The organism is Hymenobacter nivis, assembly GCF_003149515.1.
GTDB classification, from domain to species: Bacteria; Bacteroidota; Bacteroidia; order Cytophagales; family Hymenobacteraceae; genus Hymenobacter; species Hymenobacter nivis.
This window is the reverse complement of the sequence record NZ_CP029145.1, coordinates 4,567,164-4,578,979: the sequence shown is the minus strand read 5'-3', so window position 1 is coordinate 4,578,979 and position 11,816 is coordinate 4,567,164. Positions and strand designations below refer to the sequence as shown.

The following is an 11,816-nucleotide window of genomic DNA, read 5'->3' as shown; positions in this document are numbered from 1 at the left end:
TTATGGAGCTTTCCGACCTCTTCCTAGCCCCGCTCTACCTCGGCATTTTCTACGCCGTAGCGTTCGGCATTCGCGCGCGGGTCACCAACCAGTTTACCAAGCAATTTTTCATTCCAGCCCTCACGCTCAAGTTCATCGGAGCCATTGCGCTGGGACTAATTTACCAGTTTTATTACGGCGGCGGCGACACCTATAACTACTTCTTCCACACCAAAATCATCTATTCGGCTTTCGGCGATTCTTTCAGCAACGGCCTGAAGCTGTTATTGGATAATGGCGGCAGCACCGACCCCGCCACCGCCAAGTACGTGGCCCAGATGTACTGGCACCAGCCCCACTCCACCGAGTACGCAACGGTGCGCATCGCGGCTTTTTTCGGCCTGTTTTGCTTTAACAATTACTCCGTTATTGCGCTATTTTTTGCCGCCGTCAGCTTCAGCGGCCTGTGGGCGATGTACGTCACGTTTGCTAAAATCCGGCCCCACGTATACAAGCAGCTGGCTTGGTCTATCTTCTATATCCCGTCGATGTTTTTCTGGGGCTCGGGGTTAATGAAAGATTCACTGTCGGTGGGGGCCCTTGGATGGCTTTTCTACGCCCTGTACCGGGGGGCCATCCAGAAGCGTGGTATTCTGAAGGCCGCCGCCATTGGTTTTTTGGCCGCTTATGCGTTGCTATCCATTAAGGTTTACATTCTGCTGTGCTTCCTACCGGGGGCCCTATTGTGGGTGTTCAACGAGAACAACGCCCTGATTAAAAACCAAACCGTGCGGGTGCTGGCTAAGCCAGTATTCTTCGTAGTAGGCGGCCTCATTGCCATTTATGCGGCCACCAACCTTACTAAGGGCGACGACAAATACGACGTGGACAAAATCGGCGAGCGTAGCAAAATCACCGCCGACTACCTCTACGAAACCAGCGTGAAGCAAAACGGCTCGGCCTATAGTCTGGGCAAGCAGGACGGCACCATCGGCGGCATGGTGAAGCTGGCCCCGCAGGCCATCGTCACGGCCCTGTTCCGACCCATGATTTTTGAGGCCCGCAACCCCATCATGCTGCTCTCGGCCATCGAGGCCGGCTTTTTCCTGATTTTCACGCTCCGCATCTTTTGGCGCACGGGCGTGGTGGCCACCATCAAGTTTATCGCCACCACGCCCGTGCTGGTCATGTGCTTTGTATTTTCGCTGATTTTTGCCGCCTCGGTGGCCATTAACAGCTCCAACTTCGGCACGCTGGTGCGCTATAAAATCCCGATGATTCCCTTCTACCTCGGCGGCCTCTACATCCTCCAAAGCATGCTGGATACCCAGAAGGCCAAACGCCGCCAGCCCGCCGCACGGCGCCGGGCAGCGGCATAGCGGGGCCCCGGGGGCCCTATTCTTCAGCAAACAAGGCCAGGAAATTGGGCGCGTTGGCGGTCACCGAGTAGCGGGCCTCTACGGTGGCGCGGGCGGCGCGGCCCAGGTGCTGGCGCAGGGCCGGGTCGGCTAGGAGCTGGCGCAACCCTGTCTCCCAATCGGTGGGCGTGGCGCACACGAAGCCGTTGTGGCCGTGCTGCACCACTTCGGTGTTCATGCCCACCGGCGATACCAAGGGCGGCACTCCCAAAGCCATGTACTGCAAGGCCTTAAAGGCGCACTTGCCCTGGGCCCAGGCGTCGTCCTCCAGCGGCATCAGCCCCACGTGGAAGCCCAGCAAATCGGCAATTTCGGTATCCTTGCGCCACGGCAGGTACACTAGCGACTGCAAGGGTAAGTCAGGCGGCTGGTTAGAGATGACGCGGAATTCAAAATCGAGCCCCTCGGCTTCCAGCTTCGCCAGCACGGGCACCACTTGGGCGAGGTACTTGAGGGTAGAATGCGTGCCCGTCCAGCCGATGACGAGGCGGCCAGGCGCGGCCTGGTCGCGCACCTGGTTGTGCAGGCCCGTGGTGTCGATGGTGGTCGGGTTGACGACGGTGCGCGGGTTGAAGCGCCGGGCATAGGCGGCCAGAAAGGCGTTGCCGCAGCTATTTTTATGGGCCCAGCCGCAAATTTGCCCCACCTTTTGGTGCCACTTGAGGCCAGCGGCTAACTGGTTGGCCTCCGACGTGTTGGCCAGCCAAATGGCGTCGTCAAAGTCATAAATCAACCGCTTTTTCAGTACCCGGACCAGCAGCCACTCGAACACCGGGGGCCCCAAGGGCGCCGCCTCGCGGTGCACAAACACGAAATCGTAGCCCCGCGCTGCCCACACGTGCCCCAGCCGCCGCCCAAAGCCGCGCAGGATGCCCGCCACCTTAGCCCCGGCGTGCCCCGGCCGGTACAGAATGCCCCAGGTGGCCTCGTCCAGAAACGACACCTCGCGGTACTGGTGCCCATGGCCCGTTAAAATGCCCAGATACTGCTCGAAGCGAAACCGCTGCGACGGGGCCCGGCCAGCCGGGTACGGGGTCAGGAATAAAATACGCGCCATGAAGTAGGTTTAGCGGCGGTGGTAAAAGTCGAGGACGGCCGCCGCTACGCGCTGCTGGTCGGCGGCGCTCAGCTCGTAAAACAAAGGCAGGCGTACCAGGCACTCGGTGTAGTGCTCGGCCCAGGGCAGCGGGCGGCCGTCGTGCCGGGCGGCGTAGTAGGGGCTGCGGTGCAGGGCCCGGTAGTGGAACACGGCCAGAATGCCCCGCTGTCCGAGGTGGGCAATCAGGGCCGCGCGCTCGGCCCGATCGCGGCACACGAGGTAAAACAGGTGGCCGTTGTTGGTAGCGTAGGCGGGCAGCGCGGGCAGGCCCACACCCAGGGCCCCCAGCGGGGCCAGGGCGGCGTAGTAGCGGTCCCACAGGGCTATGCGCTGCCGCTGGATGTCGGCCAGGTTTTCAATCTGCGCCCACAGGTAGGCCGCCGTCAGCTCCGAGGGCAGGAACGACGAGCCCACGTCCACCCAGTCGTATTCCGTGGCCTCGCCCCGGAAAAAGGCCGACCGCGTGGTGCCCTTCTCCCGAATAATCTCGGCCCGCCGCGCAAATTGCAAGTCATTGAGGGCCAACAGCCCGCCCTCGCCGGCAATGATATTTTTGGTTTCGTGAAACGAGAAGGCCGCCAGGGCCCCCAGCGTGCCCAGCCGCCGGCCATCGTAAAAGCTGTCGATGGCGTGGGCCGCGTCTTCCACCACCGCCAGGCCGTGGCGCTGGGCCGTGGCCAGCACGGCACCCATGTCGCAGGCAATGCCGGCGTAATGCACCGGCACCACAGCGCGGGTGCGCGGCGTGATGAGGGCCTCCAGGGCCCCCACGTCGAGGTTGGGGTTGAGGGCCGTGCTGTCGGCAAACACAATTTTAGCCCCGCGCAGCACGAAGGCGTTGGCCGTGCTCACGAACGTAAAGGCTGGCACAATCACTTCGTCGCCCGGCTGAATATCGAGCAGCAAGGCCGCCATTTCCAGCGCGTCGGTGCACGAAGTCGTCAGCAGCGCCTTGCCGAAGCCCCACTCCTGCTCGAAGTAGGTATGGGCCCGCTGGGTAAACTGCCCATCGCCGGAAATCTTACCCGAGCGCACCGCCTGCTCGATGTAGCGGGTTTCATTGCCAGAGAAATACGGCTTATTAAAGGGAATCGGGGCATCCATGCAGGCCGTAAAGGTACGCCGGGGCCCTCGCAAGGAATTATCATAAGTAGGCCGAAGGAATTAGTTTGACTTATCAGCACGTCATGCTGAGCCTATCGAAGCATCTCTACCGCTTCGCTGAACGGACCTGATGAAGCGGTAGAGATGCTTCGACTTCGCTCAGCATGACGTTTTTTTATTGCAAAGTAGTTTTCACGACCTACGTATCATCACAGCCACCAGTGATAAATATGCTCCTCATATTCCAGTTGGAAGCCGCACTTCTCGTAAAAGCGGCAGGCGGTTTCGTTGTCCCGCTGGGTCACCACCTGCATCTGCTCATATCCCCATTCGCTTGCTTGATTCGCTGCTGCGGCCACTAGCACCTGCCCCACCCGCTGCCCACGCGCGCGGGCATCCATGGCCAACAGGCCAATATCGGCCCGGTTGTTCTTTTCGCCGAGGGTAAGCAATCCCTGTTCAGTGCCGGCACCGTCGCGCCATACCATAACCCGTCGGGCAACGGTACCGGCCAAGGAATTGCGCAGCCATTGGGCGTACAGATTTTTGAATACGTGCGGCGCAAAACGCGTATCGAGCCGGAAACGGGAATACGCGCCGCTCTGCCATGCCAGCGACTCCAGCTGCGGGGTGTATACCGTCGCCGAACCTACCATCGCCAGCGAATCGCGCGCCGCGGTGGGCAGCGGCAAGGGCATCACGAACGTCACTTTACGGTCGAGCAATTGGGCCCCGGCCTGCTGCATTGCCACCTGCGCAACTGCATCAGCCGGTTCGGCCACCACGTACACCAGGTAAAACCCGGCGCGGCGTGCTTCGGCCATAGCGGCCGCTAGCTCCGCGGGCGAAAGCCGGGCCGCCGCCAGGCGCGCTACCGGAAAGCCCAGGAATTCACTATCCCAGGGTAGGGCACAAAGTGTTGCGAACAGGTGTGTCATCAATTATTTGCTGTGTTGTAATCTTCACGAAGTAGTTTGCGAAAATCGGGCAGGGTACGGGGCTTGCCCCCGCCCGTCGGTACACGATTCGTTCGGATTTCGTGCACCGACGGGCGGGGGCAAGCCCCGTACCCTACTTTACAACCGGCATAACAGCGGTATCGCCGTCAAGTAAATAGATGGGGCGGTTTTTCACCTGTTCAAAGGTTTTTCCAAGGTAGAGCCCCACCATGCCTAACACCGACAAAACCAGGCCCGCAAAAAACCAGATGGAAATGATGATGCTGGCGTAGCCCGGCTCCCAAGTATGGCCCAACACGTAGCGCACCAGCGTGACGAGGACCATCGCAAAGGCTCCCACCGAAATTCCCAGGCCCAGCTTTACGGCCAGCCGCAACGGCTTGTCGGAATAGGCCAGCATCACGTCCAGGGCCAGATTAATCAGTCGGCTCCAAGTGTAGCTGCTTGGGCCCGCCAGGCGCTCGGCGTGGATCACCTCCACCGTTGCAGCCCGGAACCCCACCCAGCGCAGCATGGTGGGGAAGTAGCGCAGGCTTTCCCGCATGGCTAGCACGGCATCGATCACCTTGCGGTGGTAAATGCCAAAGTTACCCACCGCCGGGTCCTGCGGGGTTTCGGTGAGGTAAGATAATACCCGATAAAACAGCTTCGACAACAGCTTTTTACGCCACGAATCCTGCCGGGCCGTGCGCCGGGCCAGCACGAGGTCGTACCCGCGCTGGGCTTCAGCAAACAGCGCCGGAATTTCCTCCGGCTGGTCCTGCAAGTCGCAGTCCAGCACTACCACCCACTCCCCGCGGCACTGCTCCAGCCCCGCCGTAATGGCCCGGTGCTGCCCGAAGTTGCGGCTCAGGCGCAGGCCCCGCACGCGCGGGTCGCCGGCCGCCAGTGCCTGGATGCGGGCCCAGGAGCCGTCCGGGCTGCGGTCGTCCACGAGCACGATTTCAAAGCTGCCGCCCAAGGCCTCCCCCACCAGCACCAGGCGCCGCACTAGCTCCGCTACCAAGCCCTCGGCCTGGTACACGGGGCTGACGAAGGAGAATGTGGGGGGCGGCACGGGCAGCATTTAAAACTAATAGGACAGCAATATGACCGCAAGATAGAATTTCCGGGCACCGGGCCCCTACCGGCCCAACACCGCGTCGTACAGGGCCCCCAGCTTTTCGTAAGTATTGGCTGGCGCAAACTTCTGCCGCACGTAGGCCCGGCCCGCTGCCGCGAATTGCTCGCGCAATTCGGCATCGGCCGCGAGCTGCGTAATAGCTGTGCTCATAGCAGCCACGTCGCGGTTAGGCACGAGTAGGCCCGAGCGGCCGTTTTCAAACAGTTCGGCTGGGCCGCCGCAGTCGCTGGCAATCAGTGGGGTGCCATAGTACAGCGCGTCCAGGCAGGTTAGGGAAAATGATTCCGACTCGGAAAAATTCAGTAGCACATCGGCTTCCTTAATGGCCTGCTCCACATCGGCCGCAAACCCCGCGAAGCGGATCACCTCCTGCAAGCCTCCCGCCCGCACCCGCGCCTCCAGCTGCTCTCGAAACTGCCGGTTTTTTGCCATGCCCATGTCGCCCCCCACGAATAGCAGCCGCAGCCGCTGGTCGCGGGCGTAGGCTTGCTCGAAGGCTGCCAGCACCAGGTCCTGCCCCTTGCCCTGAATGTAATTACTCAAATACAGGCACTGCACCGTGCCGTCGGGCCGGGCCGGGTGCGCAGCGGCCGGGTAACGTTCGGCCCCGGGCAGCGGGTCGTAAATGACCACCACCTGCTCCCCCACCCCAAAGTACCGGCGCACGGCCTCTGATACGCACACTACCCGATCGGCCCAGTGCTCAGCCAGCCACCGCCACGGGCGGGCCAGCGGCTGCGGCAGGCTTTGGGGCAAGAACCGCACGTGCGTCACCACCCGCAGCTTGCCCAGGCTCAGCGCCTTGGCCACGTAGCCGGTCAGGTTGTAAAAGTCGTTGAGGTGGATCACCTGTGCCCCCCGCTGCCGCGCCAGCTGCCGCAGCCGCCAGCCATTCAGCAGCAGCACGGGCACGTAGCGCAGCAAATCGGCCTTGCGGCGGCTGATTTCGACAAACGGCAGCTCGTGCACACAGTAGCCATCAGCTTCCAGCACGGCCCGGCCCGTGCTGCCCGTGGGCAGTACGTATTCGAACGCCAGCCCTGGCCGCAGGGGCCCCGTAGCGTGACGCATAGCGTTCAGTGCCCCCGTCACAGCCCGGGAGTTGTCGACCACCAGAATAGTCGGCGGTATAAGAGTAGGCATATAAGAAACTTGTTCCTAAATCACTTAGAACGACGGGGCGACTAGCTCTGGCGCACCTCTTCTACCAGCCGAAGCCACTGGCCAGCAATGTGCTGCCGTGAGAAATCATTCATCCGATGACGAGCCTGCTCACGCAGCCGGTCTTGCTCAATAGGATTGAGCAACAGCGTAGTTAGCGTCTGGCTCCAAGTGGTCACATCTGCGGCGTAGGTAGCAATATTACTGATGACTGGTAGTAGCACCCCATATGGAGCTGTTTCGGCGTGCCGCAAGGGCTGCGCTGGCTCGGGCGTGGCGGGTGATAAAATTTCGCGCGGGCCGGTTGGGCAATCGGCAGCAACCACGGGCAGTCCGCATACCATTGCTTCACCCAAGGCCATCGGGAAACCCTCATTTAGTGAAGGCAGTACGAAGAGCGTTGCTTTAGCAATAAAGGCATGCGGATTGGCCTGAAACCCCGCAAACAACACTGCCGCTTGTGACGCTTCAGCCGGTGCTTGCTCAGAAGTGTACACCGCGAGTCCCAGCGCTTGGCAGCGGGCAAGCATTGCCAAGTATTCTTCACCCTGTCCTATTATTAGCAGTCGGCAGGTGGGTAACTGCCGCCTTACTTGCTGGAAAACGTCGAGCAAAGCCAGTAGATTTTTTTCGCGGGATAGCCGGCCGGACGTTACCAATACAGGCCCCTGGTTTGCTAATTCAGCAAAAGGAGCTGGCACCAGAGCATCCGCCTGTTGACGGATCAGTTCTACGTCGAAAAAATTATTGATTACCTGAATTTTATGCGCCGGCAATCCCATTCCCCGCACCAACTCCTCCCGAATACCGGTGCTCACGGTGACAATACGGGCGGCTCGTCGGTAGAGCATAGGTATCAGTACTTTTTTACGAAGCCAACCTACCGGTCCCCGAATATTGGCATCGTGCAGCTTGGAACCGTGCACACAGAGTATCGTTTTGCCAGGACCGCCACTTAGCAAATTCACATAGTCAGCTCCTTCGAGATGACTAATAACGATCGCAGGCCGCAACCGCTCCCGGAGCTGACGCAGCCCGCTGACGCGCCGCTGGAAATTTTGCAGCTTGTCCAACGGGCCCCCTCCCCCGCTCACGTCCAGGCTCACCACGGGGTTGCCGCTGGGGTACAGGTCGCCGCCCTCAAGGTTGAATACGGCTTCGGTGATGGCATAGTGCTTGGCCAGTTCCACGCTGTGGTCGTGAAATACGCGTTGCGCCCCACCTAACCCTAGGTTTGGAATTAGTAATAGAATTTTATTGGAGAAAACCATTGACATTGAGGAATACCTGAAGTTTTAGCGCTGCCGCAACGTCACCAAGAGCTGGCGCGAATAGGCCGGGGCTACGCGGAGGCCGCCCGAAGACGGCTGCCTGCTTGGCAAGCCAAGTAAGCCATCATGCTGATAGCCTAACTGATTGAATCTACTCGGACAACGTTAATTCATCAAAGCACTCCGAAATCCAGTTCCTAGCAGATGCCCACCATCTCCGCATTGTTTTTGAAAGGTAGCCGCTTGGGGCAAGGTCAAGCACATATTAATTATGCCTTCAAGCGGCGAGCAATTTTTAGAAAAGGTTTCTCGATTAGAAGATAATAGACGTATGAAGCCGCGCAAGACAAGACGATACATATAACTATGCCAAATACGTTTTGTATTTCAGTCATTGGCGAAAATAATTTTGAAAGAAGAAACTCAACCGTAGAACCAACTAAAAAATGTGTAAGGTAAAGCGAATACGAGATAGTACCAATAAATTTAAATATCGAATGTTGAACCTTAACAAAAGCAATAATTAATGATGTAACTAAACCAAATAATCCCGCTGTCAAGCTGAGTGATGACCATGATAAACCAAAAAAAATTATTAGAGTCATCAGATAAGCCCATTTATTAATTTTTCTTTTATAGAAAAGCAAAGTTGCCCCGCCCATGGAAAATAAAGGACTAAAGGTAAGAAAATTATCTCCTCCAAACCCAGGAATATGGCAAGCTAGTCCCAACAATACATTTGAAAAAATGAAAATAGGTAGTTTTGATTCAATATAAAGATATTTAAATACTAGGCCTATCATTATGTAAAATTGAAATTCTATGGCAAGCGTCCAGAACACCCCGTTAAACCATTTATAATGAGTAAGTGGAACTAAAAAAAACAAATTACTCAGCACTTGTCCTAAAGTAATACTACTCGTCAGCTTGGCATCATGGTGCAAGAAATGGTCGGTAATGTACCATTGTATCAAAATAAAACCAATAATGCAGTAAGCCGGTGGACATATCCTCACAACCCTTTTAATCATATATTTTCCAAAATCTTGAACTTTGTAACTAATATTCCAGATACTGTAAGGAATGATAAACCCGGAGATTACAAAGAAAATATCAACACCTAAATACCCCCACGAGAAAGTTTCTCGCATTAATGGGGAATAAAATTTAGCAAGAGCACCGCCCGCATTGCTATCGCCAGTAAAATGAAATAGAACCACGCACAAGGCAGCGAATCCCCTCAATAAGTCTAAGACACCAAGATGAACTTGTGGTTTAACTGTAGTAGTCAGAAGGGCAGCTGGATACTGTTGAATCATTGCAGAAATATTATTAGTGTTGGATTAAAAACACCGGTTCAATTCGGAATAAATATTTTTTCAATAATTAAGTAATTGTCCAAAATTAATTACACAATAAATACTATGTAATTAGAAAAAATTTCAAGTCAGTGTACACTTATTACCAGTTCGGCTCTCCCTCTACTTTTCGGTGGGTGGGCCGGTGGGTGAGGCGAACGCGAGAGCGAGCCGTGTATACTGACTTAGAAACCGCCCTGGCTGATTTATTAAATTAGCGCTAATATCTAAGACTAACTACTTACTGTCGAATGTGCAAGAGTGTGTGAATTAGAAAATTCATACGTTATGATATATTATTTACTGCATTAAAAGGCACTTTTGTAGCGGAAGCTTTCCCTAACTACTTGGGGCAATGGCCGTCCACGGCTTATTTCAGCTAAATAAGCATTATGAAAATTAAATTTCTAACAGGCTCTAAGTTACTGCACTTACATTAGATACTGCTCTCATTAAAAAACAGGTGGCAGGCGTCGGCACGGAGCCTCCGCTTTCCCCCAAGCTGTCTTAAAATAAATGCTTAATGGAAGCTAGGAAGCGCCGTCGCCATAGCACGGTAGGGTCGGCCCGCAGAGCTCGGTACAAATAGCGTAAGGTATCTAAGCGGCGGTTCTTAGCTAGTGCCAGCGTAAGAGTGATAAATGTATAGCGGTTGGCAACAAAGTAAGGCACCTTGCCTGGATATCGCCGGGCAAAATCCTGGTTAGCCGCCATTAGGTGCGCGAACAATTCGTCACGCAGTCGCACTACTTCTGGAGCGATGGTATTGAGGCTGCGCCCGTCATGCTCTCGCAGGCAAAACGTGCATTTGGAGATGCTGTGAAACGGGTATTGGCTAGCCAGCCGTAGCCACAATTCCCAGTCTTCGGCTGAAGCCAGGGCCCGGTTCTCCTCGAACGGATTGGCTAGGGCTACGTCGCGCCGTACAAACACGGTGTTGCACGCCATCTGGTTGTCGTGCAGCAGTAGTTCGTTGGTTAGCGGCGGAAAGTCGCAGACCTCGTGTACCACGCGGCCCGCGCCGTTGATCACCTCGTAGCCGGTGTGCAAAAACTCCACCTCGCCATGAGCAGCCAGGAATTCCCGCACCACCCGCAGATGGTTGGGATACATCTCGTCGTCGGAGTCGAAGAAGTTCAGGTACCGCCCGCGCGCCTGTCGGGCTCCGTAGTTGCGGGCCGCACCCCGCTCCCCGTTTTCTTTACGGAAGTAGCGGATGCGCGGGTCGTGCAAACGGGCCACCACTTCTTCCGTATTGTCGCGGCTGCCGTCATCGACCACAATCAGCTCGAAGTCGGCGTCTTCCTGCCGCAAAATGGCTTCCAGCGTCAGCGTAATGATATCGGCGCGGTTGTAGCTAGGCACGATTACCGAAAAGAAAGGGGTAGCAGCGGCCATTAGACGGGGGAGTTGTTTGCGGTGAGTAGGTCCTGCCGAAGCAATAGCCGGCGGTACTGCAGGGCCAGGTATCGGTTGGCCGAACTACCACTGCTCGACAGCAGCAGGTTTAGCATCTTGGCTAGGTAGTAGCTGGAAGTAGACCAGTTGCCATACTCCCGGCGCAAAAAGCTGTCTTCGTTGCGCAGGATCATGTTCAGCTGGTTCAGCTTCTTTTCCTGCTTAGTGCTCTGCGCGAAGTGGTGCATGATGTGGGCCCCTGGCACGTATTCTACTTCGTAACCCAGCTTGCGCACGGCGTAGCACCATTGCAAATCCTCGGCGTACATAAAAAAGTCGTCGGGCAGCTTCCCACCGGGCAGCTTGCTTACCACGTGCCGCTTCACGTGGAAATAAGTACCCCACACCCAATCGGGACGAAACGGCGTTTCGTGCCCGAAGAAAGTACCCAGTAGCACCTCGCCCCGCTTTTGGGCGCTCATGACTTTTTGCAGGCGCAGCAGCTCCACCAGTTGCAGGCGCAGCGACGGAAACCGGCCGCACTGGTATTGCAGCCGGCCGTCGGGGTAACGCAGCTGCCCCGTGGCAATACCCAGCTTCGGGTCGGCCACCAGGGCCCCGTACGTCAGCGTGAGAGCATCGTTGCGCACGGCCGCGTCGCTGTTGAGCAGCAGTACGGTTTCGCCAGTGGCGTGCGCAATCCCCAGATTATTGCCCTTGGCGAAGCCCGAGTTTTCGGGGTTGCGCACCAGCCGCACTGTCGGGAAGGCTTCCACAAACCGGCCGGGGTCACATTCAGTGGAGGCATTGTCCACCACAATAACCTCGTACGATACCCCCCTCGTGTGCTGCTGCACCGAAGCAATGGCCTCGCTGGTCAGCCGGAACGTATTGTAATTGATGATGATGACGGAAACCTGAATCATAGCTTAAGTAGCGCACGGTG

10 protein-coding genes are annotated in these 11,816 nt (G+C 56.9%); 1 reads left to right on the top strand and 9 read right to left on the bottom strand.

The genetic code is table 11. The features are described from left to right. The first annotated feature begins 2 nt into the window (after positions 1-2). Positions 3-1,358: a hypothetical protein gene (locus tag DDQ68_RS20375; RefSeq protein WP_109657945.1), complete on the top strand. Its 1,356-nt coding sequence runs from the start codon at positions 3-5 to the stop codon at positions 1,356-1,358. 16 nt (positions 1,359-1,374) lie between these two features. Here the strand turns inward: DDQ68_RS20375 and DDQ68_RS20370 are convergent, their stop codons facing one another. From DDQ68_RS20370 to DDQ68_RS20330, 9 genes are all read right to left on the bottom strand, one after another. Further along, positions 1,375-2,454: a glycosyltransferase family 4 protein gene (locus tag DDQ68_RS20370; protein ID WP_109657944.1), complete on the bottom strand. Its 1,080-nt coding sequence runs from the start codon at positions 2,452-2,454 to the stop codon at positions 1,375-1,377. A 9-nt stretch (positions 2,455-2,463) separates the two neighbouring features. Continuing rightward, positions 2,464-3,600, bottom strand: a complete 1,137-nt coding sequence (gene rffA / locus DDQ68_RS20365) for a dTDP-4-amino-4,6-dideoxygalactose transaminase (protein WP_109657943.1) — start codon at positions 3,598-3,600, stop codon at positions 2,464-2,466. 209 nt (positions 3,601-3,809) lie between these two features. Continuing rightward, complete coding sequence (locus tag DDQ68_RS20360; protein ID WP_109657942.1) at positions 3,810-4,538, bottom strand: GNAT family N-acetyltransferase; 729 nt, start codon at positions 4,536-4,538, stop codon at positions 3,810-3,812. 133 nt (positions 4,539-4,671) lie between these two features. Further along, complete coding sequence (locus DDQ68_RS20355) at positions 4,672-5,616, bottom strand: glycosyltransferase family 2 protein (protein ID WP_438830713.1); 945 nt, start codon at positions 5,614-5,616, stop codon at positions 4,672-4,674. A gap of 66 nt (positions 5,617-5,682) precedes the next feature. After that, the gene (locus DDQ68_RS20350) at positions 5,683-6,825 is read right to left on the bottom strand and encodes a glycosyltransferase family 4 protein (protein WP_109657940.1); all 1,143 of its coding nucleotides are present in this window, start codon (positions 6,823-6,825) and stop codon (positions 5,683-5,685) included. Positions 6,826-6,866: 41 nt separating this feature from the next. Next, positions 6,867-8,114, bottom strand: coding sequence for a glycosyltransferase (locus tag DDQ68_RS20345; RefSeq protein ID WP_162550289.1), 1,248 nt, complete (start codon positions 8,112-8,114; stop codon positions 6,867-6,869). 269 nt (positions 8,115-8,383) lie between these two features. Then, positions 8,384-9,433 carry an acyltransferase family protein gene (locus DDQ68_RS20340; RefSeq protein ID WP_109657938.1) on the bottom strand — a complete coding sequence of 350 codons (1,050 nt, stop codon included), beginning with the start codon at positions 9,431-9,433 and terminating at the stop codon, positions 8,384-8,386. Positions 9,434-9,979: 546 nt separating this feature from the next. Continuing rightward, positions 9,980-10,870 carry a glycosyltransferase family 2 protein gene (locus DDQ68_RS20335; protein WP_109657937.1) on the bottom strand — a complete coding sequence of 297 codons (891 nt, stop codon included), beginning with the start codon at positions 10,868-10,870 and terminating at the stop codon, positions 9,980-9,982. Beyond that, positions 10,870-11,796, bottom strand: a complete 927-nt coding sequence (locus DDQ68_RS20330) for a glycosyltransferase family 2 protein (protein WP_109657936.1) — start codon at positions 11,794-11,796, stop codon at positions 10,870-10,872. Before DDQ68_RS20330 ends, DDQ68_RS20335 begins: the two co-directional genes overlap by 1 nt. Positions 11,797-11,816 lie beyond the last annotated feature (20 nt).

Excerpts from the sequence above, each read along its gene's own strand:
- DDQ68_RS20340 (WP_109657938.1), bottom strand. The coding sequence starts at position 9,433 with ATGATTCAACAGTATCCAGCTGCCCTTCTGACTACTACAGTTAAACCA.
- rffA (WP_109657943.1), bottom strand. The coding sequence starts at position 3,600 with ATGGATGCCCCGATTCCCTTTAATAAGCCGTATTTCTCTGGCAATGAA.
- DDQ68_RS20360 (WP_109657942.1), bottom strand. The coding sequence starts at position 4,538 with ATGACACACCTGTTCGCAACACTTTGTGCCCTACCCTGGGATAGTGAA.
- DDQ68_RS20375 (WP_109657945.1), top strand. The coding sequence starts at position 3 with ATGGAGCTTTCCGACCTCTTCCTAGCCCCGCTCTACCTCGGCATTTTC.
- DDQ68_RS20345 (WP_162550289.1), bottom strand. The coding sequence starts at position 8,114 with ATGGTTTTCTCCAATAAAATTCTATTACTAATTCCAAACCTAGGGTTA.
- DDQ68_RS20330 (WP_109657936.1), bottom strand. The coding sequence starts at position 11,796 with ATGATTCAGGTTTCCGTCATCATCATCAATTACAATACGTTCCGGCTG.
- DDQ68_RS20350 (WP_109657940.1), bottom strand. The coding sequence starts at position 6,825 with ATGCCTACTCTTATACCGCCGACTATTCTGGTGGTCGACAACTCCCGG.
- DDQ68_RS20370 (WP_109657944.1), bottom strand. The coding sequence starts at position 2,454 with ATGGCGCGTATTTTATTCCTGACCCCGTACCCGGCTGGCCGGGCCCCG.
- DDQ68_RS20335 (WP_109657937.1), bottom strand. The coding sequence starts at position 10,870 with ATGGCCGCTGCTACCCCTTTCTTTTCGGTAATCGTGCCTAGCTACAAC.